Origin of the sequence: Rhodococcus triatomae, from assembly GCF_014217785.1 — a bacterium.
Classification (GTDB): Bacteria; Actinomycetota; Actinomycetes; order Mycobacteriales; family Mycobacteriaceae; genus Rhodococcus_F; species Rhodococcus_F triatomae.
The window spans coordinates 1,983,082-2,008,674 of sequence record NZ_CP048814.1; the positions used below are offsets into that span (position 1 = coordinate 1,983,082).

Annotated in this window: 23 protein-coding genes; 11 read left to right on the plus strand and 12 right to left on the minus strand. The window is 69.0% G+C overall.

All coding sequences use genetic code 11. The features are described from left to right. Positions 1–270 precede the first annotated feature (270 nt). Complete coding sequence (locus G4H71_RS09325) at positions 271–2,109, plus strand: phosphatidylglycerol lysyltransferase domain-containing protein (protein WP_072737479.1); 1,839 nt, start codon at positions 271–273, stop codon at positions 2,107–2,109. A 110-nt stretch (positions 2,110–2,219) separates the two neighbouring features. Here the strand turns inward: G4H71_RS09325 and G4H71_RS09330 are convergent, their stop codons facing one another. Continuing rightward, entirely contained in the window at positions 2,220–3,086 is an 867-nt protein-coding gene (locus G4H71_RS09330; protein ID WP_083343028.1) for a S49 family peptidase, read from the minus strand. A 42-nt stretch (positions 3,087–3,128) separates the two neighbouring features. Here G4H71_RS09330 and G4H71_RS09335 point away from each other — a divergent pair, with 42 nt between their 5' ends. Continuing rightward, positions 3,129–4,058, plus strand: coding sequence for an LLM class F420-dependent oxidoreductase (locus tag G4H71_RS09335; RefSeq protein WP_072737480.1), 930 nt, complete (start codon positions 3,129–3,131; stop codon positions 4,056–4,058). Positions 4,059–4,085: 27 nt separating this feature from the next. Here G4H71_RS09335 and G4H71_RS09340 read toward each other — a convergent pair whose 3' ends face one another. The 3 genes from G4H71_RS09340 to G4H71_RS09350 all read right to left on the minus strand — a co-directional run bounded on the left by G4H71_RS09340 (position 4,086) and on the right by G4H71_RS09350 (position 6,770). After that, positions 4,086–4,646, minus strand: a complete 561-nt coding sequence (locus tag G4H71_RS09340) for an Rv1733c family protein (RefSeq protein WP_072737481.1) — start codon at positions 4,644–4,646, stop codon at positions 4,086–4,088. Between the two features lie 202 nt (positions 4,647–4,848). Next, complete coding sequence (gene msrA, locus G4H71_RS09345) at positions 4,849–5,559, minus strand: peptide-methionine (S)-S-oxide reductase MsrA (RefSeq protein WP_072737482.1); 711 nt, start codon at positions 5,557–5,559, stop codon at positions 4,849–4,851. After that, a complete protein-coding gene (locus G4H71_RS09350) occupies positions 5,556–6,770 on the minus strand; it encodes an acyltransferase family protein (RefSeq protein ID WP_083343027.1) in 1,215 nt (404 codons plus the stop codon). Before G4H71_RS09350 ends, msrA begins: the two co-directional genes overlap by 4 nt. A gap of 245 nt (positions 6,771–7,015) precedes the next feature. Here G4H71_RS09350 and G4H71_RS09355 point away from each other — a divergent pair, with 245 nt between their 5' ends. Beyond that, positions 7,016–7,639: a superoxide dismutase gene (locus G4H71_RS09355; RefSeq protein WP_072737483.1), complete on the plus strand. Its 624-nt coding sequence runs from the start codon at positions 7,016–7,018 to the stop codon at positions 7,637–7,639. A gap of 31 nt (positions 7,640–7,670) precedes the next feature. Here G4H71_RS09355 and G4H71_RS09360 read toward each other — a convergent pair whose 3' ends face one another. Continuing rightward, on the minus strand, positions 7,671–8,993 hold the full coding sequence (locus G4H71_RS09360) for a YhgE/Pip domain-containing protein (RefSeq protein ID WP_072737484.1): 1,323 nt from the start codon (positions 8,991–8,993) through the stop codon (positions 7,671–7,673). A 238-nt stretch (positions 8,994–9,231) separates the two neighbouring features. Between G4H71_RS09360 and G4H71_RS09365 the strand changes: the two genes are divergently transcribed. Next, positions 9,232–9,768 (plus strand): peptidase, encoded by a 537-nt coding sequence (locus G4H71_RS09365; RefSeq protein ID WP_072737485.1) that lies wholly within the window; start codon positions 9,232–9,234, stop codon positions 9,766–9,768. 262 nt (positions 9,769–10,030) lie between these two features. After that, positions 10,031–10,738 (plus strand): TMEM165/GDT1 family protein, encoded by a 708-nt coding sequence (locus G4H71_RS09370; protein WP_072737581.1) that lies wholly within the window; start codon positions 10,031–10,033, stop codon positions 10,736–10,738. Positions 10,739–10,768: 30 nt separating this feature from the next. Here G4H71_RS09370 and G4H71_RS09375 read toward each other — a convergent pair whose 3' ends face one another. After that, positions 10,769–12,316: a glycerol-3-phosphate dehydrogenase/oxidase gene (locus G4H71_RS09375; RefSeq protein ID WP_072737486.1), complete on the minus strand. Its 1,548-nt coding sequence runs from the start codon at positions 12,314–12,316 to the stop codon at positions 10,769–10,771. Continuing rightward, complete coding sequence (locus G4H71_RS09380) at positions 12,313–12,894, minus strand: TetR/AcrR family transcriptional regulator (protein ID WP_072737487.1); 582 nt, start codon at positions 12,892–12,894, stop codon at positions 12,313–12,315. Before G4H71_RS09380 ends, G4H71_RS09375 begins: the two co-directional genes overlap by 4 nt. A gap of 62 nt (positions 12,895–12,956) precedes the next feature. On the opposite strand from G4H71_RS09380, the gene G4H71_RS09385 reads away from it, so the two are divergent. Both G4H71_RS09385 and G4H71_RS09390 read left to right on the plus strand, forming a co-directional pair. Continuing rightward, on the plus strand, positions 12,957–14,537 hold the full coding sequence (locus G4H71_RS09385) for an FAD-binding oxidoreductase (RefSeq protein ID WP_083343026.1): 1,581 nt from the start codon (positions 12,957–12,959) through the stop codon (positions 14,535–14,537). Next, positions 14,534–15,463: a diacylglycerol kinase gene (locus tag G4H71_RS09390; protein ID WP_246442331.1), complete on the plus strand. Its 930-nt coding sequence runs from the start codon at positions 14,534–14,536 to the stop codon at positions 15,461–15,463. Before G4H71_RS09385 ends, G4H71_RS09390 begins: the two co-directional genes overlap by 4 nt. A 164-nt stretch (positions 15,464–15,627) precedes the next feature. Here G4H71_RS09390 and G4H71_RS09395 read toward each other — a convergent pair whose 3' ends face one another. Beyond that, the gene (locus tag G4H71_RS09395; RefSeq protein ID WP_072737489.1) at positions 15,628–17,067 is read right to left on the minus strand and encodes an HNH endonuclease signature motif containing protein; all 1,440 of its coding nucleotides are present in this window, start codon (positions 17,065–17,067) and stop codon (positions 15,628–15,630) included. A 358-nt stretch (positions 17,068–17,425) separates the two neighbouring features. Beyond that, positions 17,426–18,226: a type I methionyl aminopeptidase gene (gene map, locus G4H71_RS09400; protein ID WP_072737583.1), complete on the minus strand. Its 801-nt coding sequence runs from the start codon at positions 18,224–18,226 to the stop codon at positions 17,426–17,428. Positions 18,227–18,318: 92 nt separating this feature from the next. Here map and G4H71_RS09405 point away from each other — a divergent pair, with 92 nt between their 5' ends. Further along, entirely contained in the window at positions 18,319–18,585 is a 267-nt protein-coding gene (locus tag G4H71_RS09405; RefSeq protein ID WP_072737490.1) for a helix-turn-helix domain-containing protein, read from the plus strand. A gap of 15 nt (positions 18,586–18,600) precedes the next feature. On the opposite strand, the gene G4H71_RS09410 is transcribed toward G4H71_RS09405, so the two are convergent. Further along, positions 18,601–20,874 (minus strand): serine/threonine-protein kinase, encoded by a 2,274-nt coding sequence (locus G4H71_RS09410; RefSeq protein WP_072737491.1) that lies wholly within the window; start codon positions 20,872–20,874, stop codon positions 18,601–18,603. 156 nt (positions 20,875–21,030) lie between these two features. On the opposite strand from G4H71_RS09410, the gene G4H71_RS09415 reads away from it, so the two are divergent. After that, positions 21,031–21,798: an SDR family NAD(P)-dependent oxidoreductase gene (locus tag G4H71_RS09415; RefSeq protein ID WP_072737584.1), complete on the plus strand. Its 768-nt coding sequence runs from the start codon at positions 21,031–21,033 to the stop codon at positions 21,796–21,798. 156 nt (positions 21,799–21,954) lie between these two features. After that, positions 21,955–22,674 carry a M24 family metallopeptidase gene (locus G4H71_RS09420; protein WP_072737585.1) on the plus strand — a complete coding sequence of 240 codons (720 nt, stop codon included), beginning with the start codon at positions 21,955–21,957 and terminating at the stop codon, positions 22,672–22,674. Positions 22,675–22,701: 27 nt separating this feature from the next. Here the strand turns inward: G4H71_RS09420 and G4H71_RS09425 are convergent, their stop codons facing one another. Together G4H71_RS09425 and G4H71_RS09430 are read right to left on the minus strand one after the other, a co-directional pair. After that, entirely contained in the window at positions 22,702–23,139 is a 438-nt protein-coding gene (locus G4H71_RS09425; RefSeq protein ID WP_072737586.1) for a hypothetical protein, read from the minus strand. A gap of 92 nt (positions 23,140–23,231) precedes the next feature. Next, positions 23,232–24,848 carry a TM0106 family RecB-like putative nuclease gene (locus G4H71_RS09430; protein ID WP_072737492.1) on the minus strand — a complete coding sequence of 539 codons (1,617 nt, stop codon included), beginning with the start codon at positions 24,846–24,848 and terminating at the stop codon, positions 23,232–23,234. An 88-nt stretch (positions 24,849–24,936) separates the two neighbouring features. Between G4H71_RS09430 and G4H71_RS09435 the strand changes: the two genes are divergently transcribed. Beyond that, complete coding sequence (locus G4H71_RS09435; RefSeq protein ID WP_072737493.1) at positions 24,937–25,590, plus strand: DUF6474 family protein; 654 nt, start codon at positions 24,937–24,939, stop codon at positions 25,588–25,590. Positions 25,591–25,593: the final 3 nt, after the last annotated feature.

Here is a 25,593-nt window from a genome sequence, read left to right on the forward strand (position 1 = left end):
CACGTGGACCGATCGGGCACTGCGGGCAGCTACCCGGGACGACGAGCATCCCGCCGGTGCCCGTCGCTGCGGACACCGGTGGGACCGAGCCGGAATCCCCCCTCCTGAACTCCGGTCCGGTCCCACCCCGGACGAGCCGACCTCACGATTACTCAGACGTTGCCCGGGACGATCCGGTTCCCTCCTCGTCCGGAAAACTTTCCGATCCCACTTCACGGCACACACGGGGCCGGTCGCCGCGCGCGGCGGCAGCGGTAACGTCTCGGGGCGATGCCCGCATTCGCTCCCCTCACCACCGCCCGCACGGTCGCCTACGTCGCCGCGGCACTGGTGGTCCTGCAGACACTCACGCGTACCTGGATCGCGGCGAACAGCGGCTACTACTGGGACGACCTCATCCTCACCGGCCGCGGCGGGACACTGCCCCTGTGGTCGTCGGACCTGCTGGTGTACTCCCACGACGGCCACCTCATGCCCGCGGCGTTCTGGGTGGCGGCGGTGACGACGAAGCTCGCACCGTACGAGTGGGCACTTCCCGCACTGACGCTGATCGTGGGCCAGCTGCTGGCCTCCCTCGCCGTCCTGCGGCTGTTGACGCTGATTCTCGGCCGGCGTCCTGCCCTGCTGGTGCCGCTCACGCTCTACCTGTTCGTGCCGCTGACGGTGCCTGCATTCACGTGGTGGGCGGCCGCGCTCAACACCCTGCCGATGCAGATCGCGCTCGCCTGGGTCGCCGGGGACGCCATCCGGCTGTATCGGACGGGACGCGTGCGATACGCCGTGTCCGGAATCGCGGTCACCGTCGCCGGTCTGCTGTTCTTCGAGAAGTCGGTCGCCGTCCCGTTCGTCGCGTTCGCGACCGTCGCGCTGCTGCTGCACGTGGACGGGACACCCGCGCCGCTGCGCGCCACGTGGCAGCGCTGCCGGGCCCTGTGGATCGGCGCCCTGGCCACCCTCGCGATCTGGCTGGTCGCCTATCTGTCGATCGGCGAGACCCACATCCAGTGGGCGTCTCCCCGGCGCGCCTTCGGGCTGCTGCACCACGGCACGTCCTACGGGATCGTTCCGACCCTGCTCGGCGGGCCGTGGTCGTGGACGCGGTGGCTGCCCAGCCCACCGTGGGCGACACCGCCCACCCTCCTGGTGGTGGTCTCCTGGATCGTGGTGATCGCCGCGGTGACCGCGACGGTGCTGTGGAAGCGGCGCGTCGGCTGGGTCTGGTCGGCACTGGCCGTCTACTACCTCGGGTCGGTCGCGGCGATGATCCTGGCCCGCTGGGGCGACGACACCGCGTACGAACTGGCCCAGACGTTGCGGTACTTCACCGACACCGCGGTGGTCCTGGCGATCGCGGTGGCACTGGTGTTCCGCGCCCCCACCCGTGACACTCCCACCCGCTACGCCCCCACCGGTGACACTCCCACCCGCTACCTCAAACGGGCCCCGGTCCTCACCGCGTCGCGTCGCGTCGCCGCCGCCTCGGTCGTCGGTGTCCTGTTCGTCGTCAGCTCACTCGTCTCGACGGTGACGTACGTGCGCAGCTGGCAGGAGGGCCCGACGCCGCAGTACCTGGAGAACGCGCGGCAGTCACTGGCCGAGCACAGCGACGTCCCGCTGCTCGACCAACAGGCGTCGATCTTCATCCTCATGCCGGTCACCTACCCGCACAACAAGCTCAGCACCATGCTCGCCCCGTTCCGCGAGCGGGGCGAATTCGCCGACAGCACGACCGAACTGCGGCTCCTCGACGGCGAGGGCCACCTCGTGGACGCCGAGGTGCTGTGGACCCGCGGCATCGAGGAGGGCACCGCACCCGGCTGCGGGCACCGCATCGAGGGCTCGGAGTGGACGACCGTGCCGCTCAACGGGCCGCTCGTCGGCTGGGAGTGGGTGGCGCAGCTGAACTACCTGGTCGGCGACGACGGGGAGATCGAGGTGTCCCTCGCCGAGGGCGACCCGGTCCGCGTCCCGGTCACCGCCGGCCTGGGGACCGTGTACGTCAAGCTGATCGGCGGCGGCGACAGCCTCCGGATCCGGCCGGTGACTCCGGGACTGACGCTGTGCCTGGCTTCCGGTCCGGTGGGCCCGCCCGCACCGAAGCAGAACTGAAACCACCGAAGCGGAACCGGGCGATCCGACACAGAACTGGGCGATCCGGCACAGAACTGGGCGATCCGGCACAGAACTGGGCAGCGCCACTCACCCGAGCGCGAGGCCGGTCACCTGCCGTAGCGGGCCCATGCCATCCGCGTGTGCGCGGCCCCGACGATCGATTCGACGACGCCGTCGACGCCCGCCGACGGCAGGCCGAGCCGGGCGAACAGCGACCGGCGCGGGCCGGTGACCGCCACCTTCGCGCCGGGGTACTTCTCTTCGACCACCGCCCGCAGGGTGCCGATGCCGTCGATCAGCCCGCGCCGGTGCGCCTCGCGGCCGAGCCAGAGATCGCCGGTGAACAGATCGGTGTCGGCGGCGGAGATCGCGGGCCGTCGTGCGATCACCCAGTCGCGGAATTCCGCGTGGATCCCCGATTGCACGTCGGTGAGCCAGGCGATGTCGTCGGGGTTCTCCGGTACGAACGGATCCAGTCTCGCCTTGGCGTCACCCGCGGTGTAGAGGCGCCGTTCCACCCCCAGATTGCCCAGCAGGTCGGTGAACCCGAACCCGGCGGACACCACCCCGATCGAGCCGACCATCGACGTTGCGGTGGCATAGATCTCGTCCGCGGCGCAGGCGAGCCAGTAGCCGCCGGACGCCGCGACGTCCTCGCAGAACGCGAGCACGGGGACCTCGTGTTCGTCGGCGAGCTGGCGGATCCGGGCGGCGAGGTACTCGCACTGGGTGGGCGAGCCGCCCGGGCTGTTGATCGACAGGGCAACCGCTTTCGCCCCCTTCGTCGTGAATGCCCGGTGCAGTGGGTGCTCCACCGTGTCGACATTGACGGTCGAGCGGCCCAGACCCGTTCCACCGGAGGCGATCACGCCCTCGATCCGCACCACCGGAACCACACCGGATTCCTCGCCGCCGAGGGAAGCGGGCAGCTTGCCGGTGACGGCGTCGGGCATCTTCAGTGGGAGCTTCGCCATGAAAATGAGCGTACCGACGGTGCGTGCGGCAGAGTGGTCCGCATGGAGTTGCGTATCTTCACCGAACCTCAGCAGGGCGCCACGTACGACGATCTCCTGCGCGTCGCGCAGGCCGCGGAACAGCTCGGCTACGGGGCGTTCTTCCGTTCCGACCACTACCTGGCGATGAACACCGAGGGGCTCCCCGGGCCGACGGACGCGTGGATCACGCTGGCCGGGCTCGCGCGGGAGACCTCGACGATCCGTCTCGGGACGCTCGTCACCTCTGCCACGTTCCGCTACCCCGGGCCGCTCGCCGTCTCGGTCGCCCAGGTGGACCAGATGAGCGGCGGACGCGTCGACTTCGGATTCGGTGCAGGCTGGTTCGTCGAGGAACACCAGGCGTACGGCATCCCCTTCCCGGCGACGAAGGCGCGGTTCGACCGGTTCGAGGAGGCGCTCTCCGTCGTCACCGGTTTGTGGGCGACCCCGGAAGGCGAGACGTTCTCCTTCGACGGCGAGCACTACACACTCGTCGACTCACCGGCCCTGCCCAAGCCCGTCCAGCGGCCCGGTCCGCCGGTGCTGATCGGCGGTGCCGGCAAGAAGCGCACGCCGGCGCTGGCCGCGCGGTTCGCGAGCGAATTCAACGCACCGTTCATGTCTCTCGCCGACACGGAGGCCATGTTCGGCCGCGTGCGCGCCGCCTGCGCCGACACCGGCCGCGATTCCGGCGAGCTCGTCTACTCCAACGCCCTCGTCCTGTGCTGTGGCCGCACCGAGGAGGAGATCGCACGCCGGGCCGACGCCATCGGCCGCGACGTGGCGGAACTCCGCGAGAACGGCCTGGCCGGAATGCCTGCGGAACTGGTGGACAAGATCGGCCGCTACTCGGAGGTGGGCAGCGAACGTATCTACCTCCAGACGCTGGACCTGTCGGACATCGACCACCTGGAACTGGTCGCGAGCGAGGTCATACCGCAGTTGGGATGACCCGGGAGCTCGGCGGGGATGCGGGGCTCAGCTGCGACTGGCCTCACCGAGGAACAGCCGGAGTTCCCGCTCCCACTGCCGGTCTCGGTGCCGGTCGATCGACGCCCTCGCCACCAGGAAGGCGCAGACCATCAGCGAGGTGGCGGCGAACCAGGTGAACATGCCGCTCACGACAGCGGCCGTCGTGACGGCTCCGCTGCTGAGCGGAGGAGCCGTCGCCGCGCCGTCCCGATCGACCCAGATCTCCACGGACGTGCCCGCCGCGGTGTCGGGGGCGACGGCGAGGTCGTCGCGGTGCACGGTTCCGTTCCAGGTCCACGTCGCGGGCGCGGTGTCGAAGGAGCCTGCGGTGACGTACTCCGCGGGTGTCGTGCTGTGCCGCTCGGAGGCTCCGGTGGTGGTGGCGGTGACCGCCGTCGACCGTTCCGCCTGTTCGTCGGCGAGTGCGGACTGCGCCGCGCCGACCGCGAATCCCACCCAGATCGACAGCGGGATCAACGCCACCGACACGAGGGCCAGAGTGGCTTTCAACGCCGACTCGAGCCGGTCCGAACCTCTCTTCAACGTGTTGCCTCTGCGGCTGGACATCTGATCAGGTCCTTCCCACCCCGGCAGTGCTCCAGCTCCCACATTCGTCTGTCACCAGCACGATTTCAAGTCCGGGTAGCCCTACGACTCTGTGTCGTTGCGCACGCACCCGTCGTGGCCGCCGCGCACCACCGCCCCACCCACCCGCGCTACCAACCCCTTCCCACCCGGATGGGGGCGATCAGTTCGGCGGTGGGGGCGATCAGTTCGGCGGGAGGATGTCCGTCTGAGCCGGCACCTCGTCCTGCTTCAGCAGGCCGACGGGGCAGCTGACCCCGGTCGCGTGCACGGGGCAGTATCCGCCGGGGTTCTTCGCCAGGTACTGCTGGTGATAGCCCTCGGCGTAGTAGAACTCGGTGAGTGGCGCGATTTCCGTGGTCACCGCGCCGTACCCGGCCTCGGCGAGTCGCGCGCCGAAGGCCTCCGCGGTGGCTTCCGCCGCCTCGATCTGGCTCTCGTCGAACGTGTAGATCGCGGAGCGGTACTGGGTGCCCTGGTCGTTGCCCTGACGCATGCCCTGCGTGGGGTCGTGGTTCTCCCAGAATTGGCGGAGGAGCTGCTCGTACGAGATCTTCGACGGGTCGAACACCACGAGGACGGCCTCGGTGTGGCCGGTCAGGCCCGAGCACACCTCCTCGTACGTGGGGTTCGGCGTGTAGCCACCGGCATATCCGACGGCGGTGGAGTAGACGCCGTCGAGCTGCCAGAACTCCTTCTCCGCGCCCCAGAAACACCCCATCCCGACGACGGCACGCTGCATTCCCTCGGGAAACGGTGGGACGAGGGGATGACCGTTGACGTAGTGACTCTCGGGGACCGGCATCGTCTGCTCGCGTCCCGGCAGCGCCCGATCGGCCGTCACCATGTCCGACCCAGCCGCTGTCCGTCCCAGAAGCTCGTCGTACCAACTCATGCCTCGATGCTACGCGCGCCCGCGGCGGTGCCGCCCTCGCTCACAGCGGTGCCGCCCTCGCTCACAGCGGTGCCGCTTTCACTCACCGTGGTGCCGGGAGGGGCGGCTCGCCTGCGTGAGCCCGGTCCGCGGGCCGAGAGCCATCGCGTCGCGGGAACCTCGACCCACCGATACATCACGTCCGCGACCACCGCGGTCACCAGCAGGAAGGCGACGACGGCGCCGGTCGGCCCGACGAATCCCACCGTGTTCTCGTAGACCCGATACAGGACCAGGGTGTGGATGAGATAGATCGCGAAGCTGCGTTGCGACGTCCACCGCACCAGCGCCCACCGCGACGCCGGTCCCTGATAGCGGCCGATGAGCACCACGGCGGCAGCGACGACGGCGATCGTCCAGAGGTAGCTCTCCCCAGCCCAGTACACGCGATAGTCGGTGGCCAGGACGATCACCCCGACCTGGGCGAGACCGGCGACGACGAGCCAGCGGCGTTCCGCCAGCCCCGCGAATCCGAGATAGATGATCTGGCCGAGGAACACCACGGGCAGCGTCGCCGCGACGCGGGACAGCATCGGCACCGAGTACGGCTGCGAGATGTAGAGGTTGTAGAACAGGATCAGCGAACACAGCGCCGCGCCCGCGATGGGCATCGCGACCGGAGCGGTCCGCAGGATCGGCCGGGACGCGACGCACAGCAGGTAGAACGCGATCTGCACGACCAGCGTCCAGGTGACGCCGAGGACGACCACCTGCGGCTTGAGGAAGAACCCGCCGAAGAACATGCTCAGCGCGGCCTCGCCGTTGGAGATCGTCTCGTGGCCGCTGAACATGCCGTTGATCCCGAATTTGACCAACAGCACCGCGGCCAGAACGGCCACCCAGAATGCGGGAAGAATCCGGGCGAGCCGGTGGTAGAGGAACTTTCCCGGGGTTTGGCGTACCGCCGAGCGGGTAATCAGTGCCCCGGTCAGCATCATGAACACCGCGACGCCGAGGAAGGAGAGATGCTGGTTGAGTCCTCCGTGCACGACGAACACCTCGTGGACGAGGTCGATCCCCCACCAGCCGGTACCCAGGTCGTCGATGACGTAGAACGAGATGTGCGAGTAGAGCACCGTGATAACGGCGAGGAACCGCAGTAGATCCGCGCCGGTCAGCTCGACACGCGGCGCGGCTGCACGCGAATCGGTGACCGGTACGAGTGGAGGCACCGGCCAAGCTTAAGGTTTTGTTCACCTGTGAGCCGAATTGCGGCCTCCCCCAGGTGAGCAGCCACTGTTGCGGACGGTGTACCAATGTACTTGGGTGGATACCTGATGTACTCGGGTGAATACCCGGTGCCGGGGTTCGGAGAATCCGGGCCCGGTCCGACCGACCATCCGGACAATTGCATCGAACAATCGCATCGAAGACGCACGCAAACCAGGGCCGACAGGCTCGAACAGAAGGGACCCTCGTGTCTGTTTACACGCTGCCGGAACTCCCCTACGACTATGCAGCCCTCGAACCGCACATCTCCGGCAAGATCATGGAGCTGCACCACGACAAGCACCACGCGACCTACGTGGCCGGCGCGAACCAGGCGCTCGAGCAGCTTGCCGAGGCTCGGGAGGACGGCACCATCGGCGCCAAGGCTCCGCTGCTCTCGCGCAACCTCGCATTCCACCTCGGTGGCCACACCAACCACTCGATCTTCTGGCAGAACCTGTCCCCCAACGGTGGTGGCAGCCCCGAGGGTGAGCTGGGTGCGGCCATCAACGACCAGTTCGGGTCGTTCGACAAGTTCCAGGCGCACTTCACCGCCGTCGCGCTGACCCTGCAGGGTTCCGGATGGGCCGTCCTCGGCTACGACACGATCGGGCAGCGCCTGGTCATCGAGCAGCTCACCGACCAGCACGGCAACATCTCGGCCGCGATCATCCCGGTCGTCCTGCTCGACATGTGGGAGCACGCCTTCTACCTCGACTACCAGAACGTCAAGCCGGACTACGTCAAGGCGTGGTGGAACATCGTCAACTGGGAGGACGCCGGTCAGCGCTTCGACCGCGCCCGCAGCCAGGGCAACGGCATCCTGGGCTGAACCGGCCCCGACACCCGCGGCGCCCGCGAATTCAGCTCACGGCTGGGTTCGCGGGCGTCGTGCTGTCTCCGGAGCCGTCCCGGCGCCGCAGCTGCAGCCCCATCCAGCCGACCACGGCGGCCAGCACGATCGTGGTCCCGGCGAGGACTGCGGTGGTCCGTTGCGGGGTCAGCAGCGGCTCCGGGCTCGTCGCGGCCAGCTCGACCGGCGCGGCGAGCACCGTCGACAACTGTTCCTGCTGGGCGGGCGAACGCACCGGGAGCCCTTCCATTCCCTGCCCGATCCCCGAGGACACCTGGCCGGAGAGTGCGTTGAGCTGATCGAACCCGGCCGTGATCTGGCCGGTCACCTCGGCCAGCATTGTCGGCGCTTGTTCCGCGAGCGGGCCGATCCCCGCGTCGAGCTGCTGCGCAGCCGAACTCAGCTGGGCGCTCGCGTCGGACACCTGCCCGAGGGCCACTCGCACGAGTTCCCCGAGTTCGGACGTCTGATCCACCGATCCGCCCAGCATGCCCGGAAGCGCTGCGAGCTGGGTGGAGACGGCCGTGAGGTCGGCGCTCGCCTGGCCGAGTGACTCGGCTGCCTCGGGTGCGAGTGGCTCCACGACGGGCAGGAGTCGGTCGAGGGTGAGGGCCGCCCGGTCGGCGCCCTCGGTGACGTCGCCGAGGGTGAGCCCCAGCGTGTCGAGCCGCGCGGCGGCATCCTCCGCGGGCCCGGAGGCCTGGCCGACCGCCCCGGAGACGGTCCGGGACACGTCGAGCAGTTCGGTCGCACCGGATCGGGCCGTCTCGAGCAGCGGGAGCAGTTCGTCCGCGCTGCCCGTGAGATCGCCGGCGGCATCCGCCGCCGCCTTGGTGCCCGCCGTGAGCAGACCGGCCGTGGCACCTGCCTGCTGGAACCTGGTGCGGGCCGTGGCGGTGTCGGTGAGCAGGTCACCGATCCCGTCTGCCCCGATCCGGGACGAGAGCAGGCTCGACAGTTCCCCGGCCGCCCCCGCGTCGTCGGTGTGCAGTTGCAGGTCCAGGCGCGCCTGGCGCGGTTCGGGCCCCCACAACGAGGCCACCGATTCGCTGAAGTCCGCGGGAACGGTGACCGTCGCCGACGCGTCGTCGCCCGCCGGGACGACGGTCCACCCCGAGGTCTCGTCCTCGGCGAGGCTCGCCACCAGCGCTTCTCCCGCACGCAACGTTTCGCCGTCGAGTTCCCATCCGTCGTCCCGGTCGACGATCGCCACGGTGCGGGCGTCGGCCGGGCGGTCCCAGACGAGGGCGACGGCCACCACCGCGACGAGCGCGGCGAGGAGCGCCACGAGGAGCGGCCATCGGCGACGGAGCAGCAGCAACAGGGTCGTCATGGGCGTGAGGATAGGTGTGCGGGGTGGCGCCGCCCTGTGACGCGAATGTGAGAACTCTGAGACCGCCTCCGGCGCGGGCCGCCACGCGCTGGTACGGACGTACAACTGGCACTCGAACCCTCTTGTGTGCCAGTGGGTGTCGGGCGCATGCTGTGGACACCCAACGAGGTGTGCAGCGTTTCGGACGTGCAGCGTTTCGGACGTTCCCGACGCGTGTCCACCCCGAGGAGGTTTTGTGATGAGTGCGGTCGATCCCAGCACCCGAGTCGGTGTCTCGCCCTTCCACGCGGCGGGCTCGCTTCAAGGTTTCGTCATCTCGGGCCGCTGGCCCGATTCCACCAAGGAGTGGGCCCAGCTGCTCGCACTCGCCGTGCGGGTAGGGGCGATGCCCGGGCTGCTGCACACCTCGACGGTGTTCGGGGTCCGGGAGGAGTTGCCCGACGATCCCGCTCCCGGAACAGTCGGGATCGTATTGGCCGAGGGGCCCGTACTCGGGGACGAGGCGGTGGCCCCCGGGGCCTTCGCGGACCATCAGCCGCCCGCGTTGTTCGTCCTGCATCCACCCGCGGAGACGACACCGACGCTGCCCGAATGTGCCGGCGCGGCATCGGGCTGCGTACTGCTGCCCGGGGTCCCTCACCTGGGCCTCGAGCACCGTGCGGCATGGGTGGAGGCAGATCTCGAGGGCACCGTGACGTCGATGGTCAGCCGGGTGGGCGTCGACCCGATCAGCCACCCCGACACCGCGGTTCTGGCCATGCTGCTCACTGCGTGAGGGTCACCGAAACTTTTCGATTCGATGCACCAAACTTATTGTGCCCTTTGCGATTTCGAAAACAGTCGGCTAGCGTATTCCTCATCGAAGGGGAGTAGCCCCCAATCGCCGATGTCGACATACTGGCCCGCGGACCGGGCCCGGCACGGCGAACCGGGTCCTTCCGGTGGGCGAGACCTTCGGCCGGTGGACGCACCCTGCGTCCGCGCGGTCCGGAGGCGATCCCTGTCATCCTCCGACCACTCGGAAGGAGGAACATCCGGTGCTCGCAGCCCTCGCGGTCAGCTTCGCCGTCATCTTCGTCGCCGAACTCGGCGACAAGTCCCAGCTCATGGCCATGACGTTCGCCCTGCGCTACCGCTGGTGGGTGGTCATCTCCGCCATCGCTGCGGCCACCACCGGGGTGCACCTGCTCTCCGTCGGGCTCGGGCACGTACTCGGCGTCGCGCTTCCCACGACCCTGATCGCGATCGTCGGCGGTGTCGCCTTCCTGGTCTTCGGGCTGTGGACGCTGCGCGGCGACTCGCTGTCGGAGGCCGAGACGGTCCGCGCCGGACGCGTGACCCGCTCCGCCTTCATGGCGGTGACCGCGGCGTTCGTCCTCGCCGAGCTCGGCGACAAGACGATGCTCGCCACGGTCACCCTCGCCACCGACCACGACCCGATCGGGGTGTGGATCGGGTCGACCGTCGGCATGGTCGCCGCCGACGCCCTGGCCATCGTGCTGGGTGCAGTCCTCGGCAAGCACCTCCCCGAGGACGCCATCCGTCTCGGCGCCTCCGTGCTGTTCTTCGTCTTCGGCGTCTGGCTGCTGCTCGACGCCCTCCTGCCCGGCACCCCCGCAGGCCTCGTCGGTGCGGCGATCACCCTGGTGACGGGCACAGCCGCCGCCACCTGGTGGAGCCGCACACGGCGGCGCGCGCCCGACGCGGCCGACGAGCAGCCGGAACCGGCGGACGTCCTGCGCTGAACCGTGCCGTGGGACGCCCAGCCGGGTGCCCTACCGCGGGGACGCCGCGACGAATTCCGCGGCCACCTCTTCGGCCCGGGCACGGTCTGCGGCCACGAGGCCGATCCGGGTGCGGCGGTCGAGAATGTCCGACGCGTCCAGCGCCCCCTCGTCCGTGACAGCGAACTCGAACTCTGCCCTGGTGACGTCGATTCCGTCGGCCACCCGCTCGTCCGGGCGCTCGCACGTCGCCGATTCCAGGACGGTGCGGGCCTCGGTCCCGTAGCGGGCGACGAGTGAGGCGGGCAGACCCGCGAGCGAGCGGGCCTCGGCGGCATGAGCCGGCGCCCCCACGAGCGGCAGGCTGCGTGTGCGGCAGGCGCGCGCATCCAGGCCGCGCAACGCGATCGCCCGGTCGAGCGTGTCCTCGGCCATGTAGCGGTACTCGGTGAGTTTGCCTCCGACCACGCTGATCAGCCCCGACGGCGCCTCGAGAACGGCATGGTCCCGCGAGACGTCCGCCGTGTGGCCCTCCCCGGTGTCGATGAGGGGACGCAACCCGGCGAACGCCCCGGTGACGTCGGCACGGGTGACCTCCGTTGCCAGGGCAGTGTTGATGGTGTCGAGCAGAAATCCGATCTCTGAGTCCGTCGGCGTCGGCACGTCGGGGACCGGCCCCGGTGCCTCCTCGTCGGTGAGCCCCAGGTAGACCCGGCCCAGCTGCTCGGGCATCACGAACACGAAGCGGTTCGTCTCACCCGGAATCGGCACGGTCAGCGCGGCCGTGGGATTGCCGAACGTGGCGGCGTCGAACACCAGGTGGGTGCCGCGACTCGGACGCAGCGAAATCGACTCGTCGACCTCTCCCGCCCACACCCCGGTCGCGTTGATCACCGTGCGAGCGCCGAGCTCGAACGATTCGCCGGAAAGTTCGTCGGTGAGCCGCACGGACGTGCCGGTGGCATCCGAGGCCCGCACCCGGGTGAGGATCTTCGCGCCGTACCGGGCGGCGGTCCGAGCCACCGCGACCACCAGCCGGGCGTCGTCGACGAGTTGCCCGTCGTGCGCGAGATATCCACCGTCGAGCCCGTCCCGGCGCACGGTGGGCGACATGTCGGCGACAGTGGCCGCGTCCACTCGCCGCGAGCGCGGCAGCACCGTCGACGGCGTCCGCGCCGCGATGCGCAACGCGTCACCGGCGAGGAACCCGGTCCGGACGAGTCCCCGCTCGAACCGGCCCATCGACGGCAAGAGCGGGACCAGCTGCGGGAGGGCACGCACCAGGTGGGGAGCCGTGCGGGTCATGAGGATTCCGCGTTCGACCGAGCTGCGGCGGGCGATGCCGACGTTTCCGGTGGCCAGGTATCGCAAACCGCCGTGGACGAGTTTCGAGCTCCACCGGCTGGTGCCGAAGGCGAGATCGCGCGATTCCACCAGCACGGTGTGCAGGCCGCGGGTGGCGGCGTCCAACGCGATACCGGCACCGGTGATTCCGCCACCGATCACCACGACGTCGACCGGGGTGGTGGCGTCGGCGAGGGCGGTCAGCTCGGAGGCGCGACGAGATCGGTGGAGCGCGGCGGGATGGGAAGGCGTCATGGCTTCAGGTATCCGTTCAACGAGTAGGTCAGTTCGCGGGCCAGGTCCTCGCCCCCGAGGATCGGCTCGACCATGTGCGCGGACTGAATGGTCGACTGTGCGGTGAGCAGGACCATCGTGGCGAGCTGAGTGGGGTCGCCGGGACGCACGGTGCCCTCGGCCTGCGCCCGAGCAAGTTCGCCGGCCAGGGCCTCGATGAGGATGTACTGGCTGGTGCCGAGACGCTCGGTCACGTAGGTCATCACGAGCTTGGGTCCGGAGTCGAGGATCGCATCGACGAATCGGCTCGCGTGCAGTTCCCGTGCCACCCGGACGATGCGTTCGACCAGCGCTTCGCGACCTTCGCCACGAGAGGGGACCCGGGTGAGCACCCCGGTGATCTCCCGGGTGAGCGCGGCCGCGAGGACGGACTGGGCGTCCGGCCAGCGACGGTAGATCGTCGGCCGGCTCACGCCCGCCCGCCGGGCGATCTCGGCGAGCATCACTCGCTCGACCCCGAAGTCGACGACACAACTGACCGCCGCGTCGAGGATCCGATCCTCGACCGGCGAGAAGGTCGCGTTACTGGTTGACAACATCTGTAATACTGTAACGCATGACTGCCTCACCTGCTCTGCCGCACCGCCTTCCTCTGCCACCGATGAAATGGGACGCCTGGGGTGACCCGGCCGCGGCCAAGCCGCTGTCCGACGGCATTCGCAGCCTGCTCGAGCAGGCATTGGGCGTCGATCCTGATCAGAACCACTCGCTCGACCCGAGCGAGGTGGCGGTGCGGCCGTCGGCGTTGACCGAGCCGCACCGCACCGGCCTCGCAACCATCGTCGGCAAGGAGCAGGTGAGCACCGACGACGGCGATCGGCTTCCGCGTGCGGGCGGCAAATCCACACTCGACCTGTTGCGTCGCCGCTCCCGCGGTGAGCAGGACGCGCCCGATGCGGTCGTGATCCCCGGGACCGAGGACGAGATCGCCGCGATCCTCGAGTTCGCCGCCCAGGAAGGGCTGGCCGTCGTGCCGTTCGGTGGCGGAACCAGCGTCGTCGGCGGTGTCGACCCGGTGCGGGGACACTTCTCCGCGTCGATTTCCCTGGATCTGCGGCGGTTCGACACTCTCGTCTCGCTCGACGAGGTCTCCGGGGAGGCCGTTCTCGGTGCCGGGGTGACCGGGCCGCGCGCCGAGGAACTTCTCCGCGCACAGGGCTTCTCCCTGGGGCACTTCCCGCAGAGCTTCCAGTACGCGACCATCGGCGGGTTCGCCGCCACCCGCTCGTCCGGCCAGGACTCGGCGGGATACGGCCGATTCGACGAGATGATCCGCGGGATGCGGGTCGTGACACCGGCCGGCGTGCTCGACCTCGGAAAGGCGCCTGCGTCGGCGGCCGGCCCGGATCTGGTCGAGCTGTTCGCGGGTTCCGAGGGCACGTTCGGCGTCATCACCCGGGTACGCCTGCGCGTTCACGCCGAGCCCGCCGTCACCCGGTACGAGGGCTGGTCGTTTCCCGATTTCGCGACCGGGGCCGCCGCGCTGCGCGCCGTCGAGCAGACCGGCACGGGGCCGACCGTGATCCGGCTGTCCGACGAAGCCGAAACCGGCATCAACCTCGCGACCACCGACAAGATCGGCGCGGACCAGATCACCGGCGGCTGTCTCGCGGTCACCCTGTTCGAGGGCTCCGACGAGCACACCCGCAGTCGGCACGAGGAGACCCGCGCCGTCCTGCTCGCGCACGGCGCCACCTCCCTCGGCGAGGAGCCCGCAAAGCTGTGGGAGCAAGGGCGTTTCGGCGCGCCCTACCTGAGGGATTCGCTACTCACGGCGGGAGCGCTGTGCGAGACCCTGGAGACCGCGACGACCTGGAGCAACCTCGGGACCCTCAAGGCCGCGGTCACCGAGGCGCTCACGTCGGCACTGGGCGAGTCGGGCACCCCGGCCCTGGTCATGTGCCATATTTCGCACGTCTACCCCACCGGGGCGTCCCTGTACTTCACCGTCGTGGCCGGGCAACGCGGTGACGTGATCGAGCAGTGGCGCGCGGCGAAGCAGCGGGCGTCGGACGCCATCGTCGCCCACGGCGGCACGATCACCCACCATCACGCGGTGGGTACCGATCACCGGCCGTGGATGGACAGCGAGGTCGGCGAACTCGGAACCGCTATCCTGCGAGCCGTGAAGAACACCGTCGATCCCGCCGGAATCCTCAATCCCGGCAAGTTGATCCCGTGACGTCTCGGCCGGAGCTGCGGCGGCACGAGGTCCGCAGCGTCACCATCCTCACCAATCCGGCTGCGGGGCACGGCAATGCGCCCCATGCCGCGGAACGCGCCATCGCACACTTCCAGAAGCGGGGGGTGGAGTGCATCCAGATCGTCGGTGTGGATGCCGAGGATGCGCTTCGACTGTCCCGGGAGACCCTCGACCGCGGTACGGACGCGTTCGTGGTGGTCGGGGGCGACGGCGTCATCTCGATCGCGTTGCAGGCGCTGGCCGGCGGTGACGTTCCGCTCGGCATCATTCCCGCGGGGACCGGAAACGACCATGCCCGCGAGTACGGGCTGCCGACCGCTGCACCGGAGGCCGCGACCGACGTCGTCGTGGACGGGTGGAGCGAGGAGGTCGATCTGGGCCACATCGTGCGGCCGGACGGTAGCGAGAAGTGGTTCGGAACGGTGATGGCGTCGGGTTTCGACTCGCTCGTCAGCGATCGCACCAACCGGATGACGTGGCCGCACGGCCGAATGCGCTACAACCTGGCGATCGTGGCCGAATTCTTCAACCTGAAGGCGCTCCCGTTCCGGCTGGTTCTCGACGGGGACACCGTGATCGAGCAGGACGTCACCCTGGTGGCATTCGGGAACACTCGCAGCTACGGCGGGGGCATGCTCATCACACCCGATGCCGATCGCAGCGACGGCTTCCTGGACATCACGTTGGTGTCCGCGGGTCCACGGAACCGGTTGATCCGGCTCTTCCCCACCGTGTTCAAGGGCACCCACGTGAAACTCCCCGACGTACACACCTACCGGGCGAGGTCGGTGACGGTGGAGTCCCCCGGAATCACCGCGTACGCCGACGGCGAGTATGCGAGCGACTTGCCCGTCACCGTCAGTGCCGTGCCGAACGCTCTGCGAATCCTGGTCCCGAAGGAGTAAGCACTTCGGGCACTGGCACTGCTCTTCACAGGCACTGCTCTTGACAGACACTGTTCTTCAAGGGCACTGCTCTTCACAGGCACTGCCCCACGCGCGCACGACTGCCGGCCCGGCGCCTTCTCTGCGCCGGGCCCGGGAGCCTCGTGCCATTGTCGAAGATGTAGTCAGAACGCGAGTTTGGGCACAGTGTCCCTGTTCCGTGCATGCTCCCGATCCCGGGTATATCTGTGCCGCGACGTTCCGCATCCCGGATTGCGTCGGCTTCCGGGAATCGGTTCTCGTGCCGGGTCGACGCTCGTCGGTGGGGTGAACACCGGGTGCCTGGTCTTGCCGATCGTCACTTCCCAGTCGGTGGTGTGGAGTAGCCGGTGGTGGGTGCCGCAGAGCAACACGAGGTTGTCGAGGTCGGTGGGTCCGCCGTCCGCCCAATGCGTGATGTGGTGGCCCTCGCACCAGGCTGCGGTGGCTCCGCAGCCCGGGAAGGCGCAGCCACCGTCTCGGGCGGCGAGCGCTGTGCGTTGGGCCCTGGTGACGGTGCGGTGGGTGCGTCCCACACTCAACGGGGCACCGTGCTGGTCGAGGACGATCGCGGTCACCTGTGCGTCACACCCCAACAAGCGTGCGGTGTTGACCATGAGGGGTCCCATCCACGGCGACCACGCGATACCCCGCCGATCCGCGAGATCAGTCAGGTCGTCCGTGTCATCCGAGCCGTCCGTGCTGTCCGAGCCGTACGAGCCGTTCGCGTTGTCCGGGTGGTGGGGGTCCTGCGGGGGCCGCGTGTTCGCCGTGGCACCCGCGCCGGCATGTCGGCGGGCATATTCTTCCCGCCGATCCTGGCCCAGATCCCGCGCATGCACGTGCACCGACAGATGCGGACGCTCCCCACCCTCGACCCCCAGATCACCGAACGCGAGCAGCATCGACAACAACTGGGCGAGCCCGTCCGCGCGGCGTCGGGACGGCGTGCGCGGGTCACGTGTCCCGTCCGCTGCCGGGTGTGGTGCCGAGTATTTCGACAGGGCGGTCAGCAGCATCTCCCCGGTCACCGCGTCCACGTCACCACGAATCGCGACCCGACCATTCAACGTCTTCGACACGTACAGCTCGTTACGGTCGGTGTCCTCCGACGCGGGCTGGTCATCGGATTCGAAGATCGCCTCCAACTTCGCCATCGCCGCCCGGACTCCGTCGGTACGCGCCAACGGCCCGTCCGCCGCCGCCAGCAACGCCGCCACACACCCCGGTAGTGCCTCCGCGGGCATCCCTTTCGGGGGCTTCGTGCAGAACCGGACGATCAGCAACGCATGCTCGAACGCGATCCGCCCCGCATCGAACGCCTCCGCCACCGCGGGATGCTCGGCCAACCCGGCACCGAGTTCCACGATCCGCCCCGCCGCACCCGGCGACACCACCGTCACCGACGACAACCACCCCTTCGTCGACGCGAACCCGTGATCCTCCCGCGTACACCGGCGCTCGACCTCGGCGACCACAGCCACCCGCTGCGCCTCCCACACCGCGATCCGGGCGCTCAACGCGACAGCGTCACACAACAACTCACGACTGGTCCGCTCCCGGAAACGATCCCCCTGATACCCCATACACGAACATTACCTCGAAAGAATGTTCGAAGCAAGACCTCGCATGCGTTGAACTTTCCGATCGCTGAGCTCAGGGCTCGACGATGCCGGGGTCACCGAAAGTGATGACAGAGGATACCGACTACCCTTGCTGCTCATAGCATTTCGCCCGGATTCGCCTACTTGCGCGCGAACTCGGACAGGTCGATTCGTGTTCCGCGGCCAGTGCTCGGAGCTTCTCCACATCGTCGAGTTGGATGCAGACACACGAACGAGACCGAGTGCAGCGGAGAGGCGTTTGACGTCGAGGCATTCGTGGCTGACCGATGCGAGGCCGTGCGCCATCGTCTCGCGGTCCTCGACGACGCCGGCGAAGTGATCATCGAGGATCATTCCCGGCGTGAACCACCTCGTCCACCCGCCGCGTCAGGACGAGCGGCCCCTCCTCGGTGACGGCAACGGTGTGCTCGGAGTGGGTCGTACGCGAACCGTCCGCAGATCGGATGGTCCAGCCGTCCGGGTCGTAGACGATGCGGTCCGTCGTCGCGGCGAACCACGGCTCGAGCGCGAGGGTCGTGCCCGGACGAAGCACCATTCCCCTGCCCGCCCTGCCACTGTTGGACACGTGCGGATCCTCGTGCATCGTCCGTCCCAGGCCGTGCCCCCCGAACTGCGTGTTGACGGGATACCCGTACTCGGCGGCGACGGCGCCGATCGCGGCGGAGACATCCCCCAGACGCGAGCCGGATTGCGCCGCTTCGATTCCGGCTTCCAACGCCTCCTCGCTCGCACGAATCAGGCGTAGGTCCTCCTCCCGCGCCGTGCCGACGACGATCGTTCGCGCAGAATCGGCGACCCACCCGTCGACCGAGACCGCGAAATCCATGGTGAGAACATCGCCGTCGCTGAGGACGTAGTCGAATGGAAGTCCATGCAGGACTGCATCGTTGACGGAGAGACAGATCATGTTCCGGAACGGACCCTTGCCGAACGACGGCTCGTAGTCCCAGTAGCAGGACGTCGCGCCTCGTCGGGCGACCAGGTCGCGGGCACGGTGTTCCAGATCGAGGAGATTGACGCCGACGTCGGCGCGCTCGCCCAGATCGGTGAGGACGTCCGCGACGAAGCGCCCGGTGACACGCATTCGCTCGATCTCGGCAGGGGATTTCAACTCGATCACGGACACTCCATTCGCGGGCGACTACCTCGATCCGGTATTTCTATACCAGCGTACGCATGACGGTATAGAAATACCAAGCTACGATGGGCGTCATGGTCCGTCACCCGCTCACTTCCGCCCAGATCGCTGCAGGCAAGAGGCTCGGAGCGCTGTTGCGTCAGGCGCGCGGCCCCCGCACGCTGGACGACGTGGCCGGGCAGGCGGGGATCTCTCCGGAGACGTTGCGCAAGATCGAGACCGGTCGGCTGCCCTCGCCCGCCTTCGGCACCGTGGTCGGCCTCGGTGCGGCCCTCGACGTCCCGCTCCAGGCGCTCGCCGACGCGTGGCGCGACGCGGACGCTCTCGACACCATCTCCTGACTCACGGAGCGATCCTCACTCGTCGGGCTCGCCGTTCGTCCGGCCCCGCCCCCGCCGCAGCAGCGAGTTCGCCCGACCCACCAAACCCTGCAGCGGCGGACTCGCCCGCACCAGCGCGGGCGGCAACTGCCCGGCCAGATCGAGCAGCGCACCCACCTGCGACTTCTCCAGCAACCCCGCTCCGAATCGCTCGACCAGGGCCGCCGCGCGCTGTTGTTCTCCGGCAGCGAGCGCCTGCGCCACCGCATCGGCGGGATATCCGTGCTCGGCGAACCACTCCGAGGCATGCTCGTGCAGTTCGGTCACCTGCTCCGGGTGGTCACGGGCGAGCCGGAGACGCAGGTACTCCCGGAACATGGGGTGGTATCGAAACCATCGGCCCTCCTCGTCCACGCGCCGCAGGAACAGATCGCGCCGCTCCACCTCCTCGAGGAGATCCTGGGCACGGGCCTGCCCGGTCACCGCGGACGCGAGTTCGGCACACGTCCTCTTCGTGATCGAGGTGGACTCCATGAACTCCACCAACTCGGGTTCGAGGGGATCGAGAACGGCGTCGGACAGGAAGGAGTCGACGATGTGGCGCCGGCCGGTCAGTTCGCCCACTCCGGTGCCCGGTTCCACGCCCGACAGCGTCTGCGAGATCAGTTGCACCGCAGCGGGCCAGCCATCGGTGTAGTGGTGCAACGCCACGGCATCGCTGTCGTCGACATCCAGCCCCGCGACGTCCACGAGGAATTCCTTCGTCTCCTGTTCGTCGAATCGCAGTACCTCGCTGTCGATGTCGAGGATCTCGTCGCGGACCCGCATCCGGCTGATCGGCAGACCCGTACGCACCCGGCTGCAGACGACGACCCGGAGATGGCGGCATGCGTTGTCGAGCAAGAACTTCAGCGCCTCCGCCGTGGACGTCTGCGCCGCACGGTGCCAGTCGTCGATGACGAGCACGAGCATCTCGTCTCCGTCGTGCACTGCGTCGATCAGCGCCGTGAGGGTGTCGCGGGCGGCAGCGTCGTCGTCTCCCGGAGACTGCACCGTCACGGATTCGACCAGATCGGGTAGCCGGCGACGCACCGCCTCGAGGACGTGTTCGGCGAACCATCGCGGGTTGGCGTCGTCCCGGTCGACGACGAACCAGCTCACCGGGACTCCCCTCGTCCCCAGGACTTCTCGCCACTGCGCCGCCAACGTGGATTTTCCGTATCCGGCGGGGCCGTGCACGAGAGTGAGCAACCGGGGCGGTTCGGCATCGAGTATCTCGAGAAGACGCCGACGGCGCACCGTCCCACCGACCCGACGCCGGGGGCGGAAGCGCGTGCCGGGCGTGGGCGGAGCCGTCGAGGGCGCGAGGGGGTGACGGCCGGTGATCTCGGACGGACGGACGGTGGCCCCGTCCGGGATCGGCAACGGATGCACCGACAGCCCCTCGACTCGCTGCGCCTCTCGAAGCCGCTCGCCCAGTTCCCTCGCATCAGGAATCCGCCGTTCGGGCTCCACCGCCATCGCGTCGGCGACCACCGCGGACACCGAGACGGGTATGTCCTCGTCGCTGAGCCGCGGGGTCGATGCCGACGTGATCCGCAGGAACTGCGCCACGACCTGCTCGCCGCTGCGCCGCTCGAAGGCGGCGTGCCCGGTCACCGCACAGAACAACGTCGCACCGAGGCTGTACACGTCGGAGGCGATGGTGGGCTCGCCGCCCTCGAGCACCTCCGGCGCGGTGAAGGCGGGCGAGCCGGTGAGCACTCCCGCCTCGGTTTCGAAGCCACCGGCGATGCGCGCGATACCGAAGTCCGTCAGCTGGGGTTCGCCGTAGTCGGTGAGCAGGATGTTCGCCGGTTTCACATCACGATGCAGCACCCCCACCCCGTGCGCGGTGGCGAGGGCACCGGCCATCGAGACGCCGACACGGATGGCCTCGCTCCAGTCGAGTGGGCCACCCTGCCGGATCTGCTGTTCGAGGGATCCGCGGGCATGGAAGGGCATCACCAGGAAGGGCCGGCCCGACCCGATGGTCCCGACATGCAGGACCGTGACGATGTTGGGGTGGCCGGACAGGCGCCCCATCGCACGCTGTTCCCGCAGGAACCGCTCGAGATTGTCGTCGTCGAGGTCGGCGGTGAGCACCTTGACCGCGACCACCCGATCGAGTTCGGGTTGTTCACAGCGATACACGACGCCGAACCCCCCGCGCCCCACCTCGACGGGTTCGGCGAAACCGGCCGCCGTGAGTTCCGCCGCGAAGTCCGGTTCCCGGACCTGCCGCGTCGCCATCGGATCCCTGTCGGCCATCGGCACTTCTTCCGTCGTGCACCCGCCACCTGAGGATATCGCGGGCGAACGAGCGCTCGGGCGGGCTCGCGTCAATCCCTGCGGGCATGCCGCGTTATGGTGCAGAACACAGCGGCGGACCACACCGGGTCGGCCGGGAGAGCGAAGGATCACACCGTGGAAATTCAGGGAACTGCTGCACTGGTCACAGGTGGTGCCTCCGGTCTCGGAGCCGCGACGGCCAAGCGCCTCGCGGACGCCGGGGCCACCGTCTTCGGGCTGGACCTGCCGCAGTCGATCGAACGGGCCGGCGACAGCGTCCCCGCGGGAGTCACCTTGATCCCGACGGACGTCACCAGCGCCGACGAGGTGCAGGCCGCCGTGAGCAAGATCGTCGAGTCCGGGGTTCCGCTGCGCATCGTCGTCAACTGTGCCGGGGTCGGCTGGGCCGGACGCATCCTGTCCAAGAACGGACCGCACGACCTGGAACTGTTCCGCACCGTCGTCACGGTGAACCTGCTGGGCACGTTCAACGTGATGCGCCTCGCCGCGGACGCCATCTCGAAGACCGAGCCGGTCGACGAGACGGGCCAGCGTGGTGTCGTGGTGAACACGGCGTCCGTCGCGGCGTTCGAGGGCCAGATCGGCCAGATCGCGTACTCGGCGTCCAAGGGCGGCGTCGCGGGCATGACCGTGCCGGCCGCTCGCGATCTCGCCCAGTTCGGCATTCGCGTCAACACCATCGCCCCCGGCATCATCGACACCCCGATGCTCGCGGGCGTCACCGACGAGTACCGCAAGGGCCTCGAGGCCGGCGTCCCGTTCCCGTCGCGACTGGGCCGCCCGGACGAGTACGCCCAGCTCGTGCAGATGATCGCCGAGCACGACTACCTCAACGGCGAGACCATCCGCATGGACGGCGCCCTGCGCATGGCGCCGCGCTGATCCCGGCACCTCCACGTCGGCACCGCAACGGCCCCGCCGCCCGAGTCGTCTCGGGCGGCGGGGCCGTTGCGGTATCCGGCGAAGCCCTCGGATGCCGAGTTCGCGCCCGAGGCGGACAGCCCCGTCCGCCCCGGACTCGCCCTACCCTGGAGAACCGTGAGCTCCGACGACACCTCCCGCACGGCATCGCTCCGCGATGCGGAACGCACGGCATCGCTCCGCGATGCGGAAACCAAGGCCGTCCACCTCTTCGACGAGGTCGTCGCGCGCGGCCTGCTCGCGCCCGGCCGTACCGAATCGGCCGTCAGCGACGACATCCGCGATCTCTCGGTCGAGCTGTTCGGGACCCGCAAGTACTGGCACAAGCGGATCGTGCGCGCCGGCGTCAACACGCTCGAGCCCTACAAGTCGAATCCGCCCGATCGGGTGATCGGCGAGGACGACATCGCCTTCCTCGATTTCGGCCCCATCTTCGAGGAGTGGGAGGCCGATTTCGGGAGAACCTACGTCCTGGGCGACGACCCCGCGAAGATCGCGCTGCGGGACGCGCTGGAACCGGTGTGGCTCGAAGGCCGCCGGTTCTTCGAGTCGGAGCCGGACGTGACCGGCGCGAGGCTCTACGACCATGTCGTCCGGGTGGCCGCCGAACGGGGCCTGGAGTTCGGGGCGGAGATCGCCGGACACCTGGTCGGCGAGTTCCCGCACGAGAAGATCCGCGGCGATTCCGTGACGAACTACATCACCCCCGGCAGCGACCTCCCGATGCGCCGCACCGACGGGCAGGGGCGGCCGTGCCACTGGATCCTGGAAATCCATCTCGTGGACCGGGGCCGTGGGATCGGGGCGTTCTTCGAGCAGCTCCTCGACATCCCCTGAGCGACATCCCCTGAGCGTCAGCCGGTCTCAACCCAGCCAGCCGACCAGGAATCCGGCGAGCAGGACGGCGAAACCGCCGACCTCCCCGGCGATCAGCGCCACCATGAACGGGACCGTGCCCCGGACAGGGTGCTCGAACTGGTTGTCGGTGTCCTGCTTCGCGCCGTGCACCACATAGGTGACGATGGCCGCGACGAAGAAGAAGATCAGGACCGCCGCCGCGATGAGGTTGACCACCGTCGGCCACGCACTGAGTTCGACGAACACCGCCACCAGCAGAGTGGCGAACGCGTACATCAGCGCGGCCCGGTGGGCGATGTCGACGTACGGATGGGCCAGGTGCGTCGGTGACGTCGCCATCCCGTGGTACTTCCACACACCCAGCACGAGAGCCGCGAGGAAGATCAGCCCCGCGGCGAGCAGGGTCAACGTGGTGTCCACACCCAGGACGTCCGACCAGTCCATGTCGTCGTTCACCGGACGACAATAGCCCGACAATCCGGAAGTTCCTCCCGAACAGGGCCGTGTCTTCCGGCAGCCGCGCGGTCGGGTGCGCGCTACAGCTCGGACGCGAGCGGCACCTCGTGCACGGCGCGGTCGCTGATCCACTCGCGGAGCACCTTGGTCGCGATCACGTCGTCCTCGTTGTACTCGAGCAGACGCGCACGCTGGGAGAGGTCGGGCTCGTCGTCGTAACCGACGGCTTGCCGGTACCAGCTCATCGAGGCCTCCCCGCTCGCCTCCTCGTCTCGCCACGAGAACCCGGCGACGGGAGCGATCTTCTTGAGTCCCTTGCCGTTCGGGCTGATGAACTGATCGCTCACCACCTGATAGATATCCACCCACTGCGGGCTGTCGATGAAGGCACGGATCTCCGCCACCGTGGGGATGCCCGGCTCGCCGGCGAACCGGGTGGCCGAACCCAGCAGCCAACGATCCTCCGCCGACCGCGAATAGCAGTAGGCGGCAAACGTCTTCCCGGACGCAGCGGCGGCGTCCCGCTCGGCGACGAGCCACTGCCAGAACTCCGCGAAGGAGCGCGCCTCGTCGCGGGTGGGCAGCGGATCCCAGGTGACGAACGGCCGGTACATCGACACGCCGTCCGTGTTGAGCAGCGTCCCCCAGAGATACGCCCCGTGCTCCTGATAGCTCTCCATGTCGACGTCGACCTCGACGTCGGCCCGCGGTACCCGCAGTTCCTCGAACCGACGGACCAGCGGAACCCCGGCGAGCCAGGCCTTCGCCGTGACGACGGCGTCCGCGAAGGGCGGACCCACCCACTCCTCCGGCGGCTCCCCCTCGTACGCGGCGAGGGCGTCGACCGTGCGGATCTCCCGGGCGCGCAGCAATTCGGCACGGGAACCGGACGCCACCAGCGACACGTCGTGCACTGCCGTCAGCTGCTCCTTGCATCCGGGCCACCACGGGCAGGATCGGCACTCCCCGATCTGGGAAGGCACGGTGGGGAGTTCTCCGCGCGCGACCGCGAGGCGGTCGGCGAACCGGTCGTCGTACTCGGCCAGGATGCCGGACAGATCGTGCACGTAGATGCAGTCTGCGGCGTACCCGATCGCACCGGCGAGCAGCGACGACCCGGCGAGCCCGTTCCGTTCGAGCATGCGGTGGATCTGCGCCAGACGCATCTGGTCCCGCACCTGGCTGCGGGGCTTGCGCGCATCGTCCTCACGCGGCGCCCAGGCGTGCAGGTCGGAGACGATCGCCCCGCGTCCCGGGTCGGTGACCTTGTGGTTGACGACGATGACGGGAATGTAACCCTCGCCTTCGGGGTCGCGGAGCAGGATCTCCGAACGCCCCTTGCGGCCGGTATCGAGCTCCACCGGCAGGACCGCACCCCAGATCCGTTCGACCCCCGCCGCACACGCCGCGAGGGTTTCCTCGGACTGGACCCGCAGCGATCGATCCGGATTCACCCGCACCCACCGGTCCGGCTCGGTCGCCATCAGCATCTCGCGCACTGCCTCGCGCTTGGCCGCCGCCGCCTCCTGCCGCTGGCGCACCCCGGAGTCCTCGCGGATCCCCGCGACCTGTTCCGGATGGGCGGTGTCCAGGTGTACCCGGTGGCGGCAACGGGTCAATGCCCCGGCGTCGAGGAGGACCTTCGCCGGGGGCGGCTGGAGATGCGGGCCGATATTGGAGGACACGATGCCGAACATTATGTGCTCCCCTAGGCTGGCCCCGAAGCAGCGGCCGCGAGTTGATAGCCTGAGCGACGCGGAAACACCAGGATAAGGGGTCCTTTCTATGGGGTTGTTCACGAAGCGTAAGTCTCGAGCTACCCGCAAGGCCGAAGCCAAGGCGCTCCAGCGCAAGGCCGAGGTCGAGGCGAAGCTCGGCGCGAAGAGCCAGCGCAAGCTCGACCGCGCTCAGATCAAGTCGCAGAAGCGGCTGGAGGCTGCGGAACTGAAGTCCCAGAAGAAGGTCGAGAAGGCGCAGCTCGAGACGCTCGAGGCCCAGAAGAAGGCCGCCGCGCAGAAGGGGCTCACCGTCGCCTCCGTCCGCAAGTATCTCGGTGTCGCCCGCCTGCTGGCACCGGTGCTGCTGCCGATCGCGTACCGGGCGGCGACGGCGCTGCGCGGGCAGCTCGACGCCCGCCGCGCCGCCACCATGGGCGTGTCGGTGGACCAGCTGGGCGACTTCACCGGCCACGGTGCCAAGCTCAGTGCTCGCGTCGCCGGTGCGGAGACCTCCGTCACCGAGATCCTCTCCCGCAAGCCCGACGACGCCGAGACCCAGCGTTTCGCCGCCGCGATCCGGGAACGGCTCGGCGACCTGAACACCGCGATCCGCGCCGCCGAACAGATGCCGCAGAGCCGTCGCCGCGCCGCGCACCACGCGATCGCCGCCGAGCTGGACGGCGTCGAGGCCGACCTGCTGGCCCGCCTGGGCGTCCGCTGATCC

Excerpts from the sequence above, each read along its gene's own strand:
- G4H71_RS09340 (WP_072737481.1), bottom strand. The coding sequence starts at position 4,646 with ATGTCCAGCCGCAGAGGCAACACGTTGAAGAGAGGTTCGGACCGGCTC.
- G4H71_RS09325 (WP_072737479.1), top strand. The coding sequence starts at position 271 with ATGCCCGCATTCGCTCCCCTCACCACCGCCCGCACGGTCGCCTACGTC.
- G4H71_RS09335 (WP_072737480.1), top strand. The coding sequence starts at position 3,129 with ATGGAGTTGCGTATCTTCACCGAACCTCAGCAGGGCGCCACGTACGAC.
- G4H71_RS09435 (WP_072737493.1), top strand. The coding sequence starts at position 24,937 with ATGGGGTTGTTCACGAAGCGTAAGTCTCGAGCTACCCGCAAGGCCGAA.
- G4H71_RS09365 (WP_072737485.1), top strand. The coding sequence starts at position 9,232 with ATGAGTGCGGTCGATCCCAGCACCCGAGTCGGTGTCTCGCCCTTCCAC.
- G4H71_RS09410 (WP_072737491.1), bottom strand. The coding sequence starts at position 20,874 with ATGGCCGACAGGGATCCGATGGCGACGCGGCAGGTCCGGGAACCGGAC.
- G4H71_RS09375 (WP_072737486.1), bottom strand. The coding sequence starts at position 12,316 with ATGACGCCTTCCCATCCCGCCGCGCTCCACCGATCTCGTCGCGCCTCC.
- G4H71_RS09380 (WP_072737487.1), bottom strand. The coding sequence starts at position 12,894 with ATGTTGTCAACCAGTAACGCGACCTTCTCGCCGGTCGAGGATCGGATC.
- G4H71_RS09430 (WP_072737492.1), bottom strand. The coding sequence starts at position 24,848 with ATGTTCGGCATCGTGTCCTCCAATATCGGCCCGCATCTCCAGCCGCCC.
- G4H71_RS09395 (WP_072737489.1), bottom strand. The coding sequence starts at position 17,067 with ATGGGGTATCAGGGGGATCGTTTCCGGGAGCGGACCAGTCGTGAGTTG.
- G4H71_RS09385 (WP_083343026.1), top strand. The coding sequence starts at position 12,957 with ATGAAATGGGACGCCTGGGGTGACCCGGCCGCGGCCAAGCCGCTGTCC.
- G4H71_RS09330 (WP_083343028.1), bottom strand. The coding sequence starts at position 3,086 with ATGGCGAAGCTCCCACTGAAGATGCCCGACGCCGTCACCGGCAAGCTG.
- msrA (WP_072737482.1), bottom strand. The coding sequence starts at position 5,559 with ATGAGTTGGTACGACGAGCTTCTGGGACGGACAGCGGCTGGGTCGGAC.
- G4H71_RS09405 (WP_072737490.1), top strand. The coding sequence starts at position 18,319 with ATGGTCCGTCACCCGCTCACTTCCGCCCAGATCGCTGCAGGCAAGAGG.
- G4H71_RS09425 (WP_072737586.1), bottom strand. The coding sequence starts at position 23,139 with ATGGACTGGTCGGACGTCCTGGGTGTGGACACCACGTTGACCCTGCTC.
- G4H71_RS09360 (WP_072737484.1), bottom strand. The coding sequence starts at position 8,993 with ATGACGACCCTGTTGCTGCTGCTCCGTCGCCGATGGCCGCTCCTCGTG.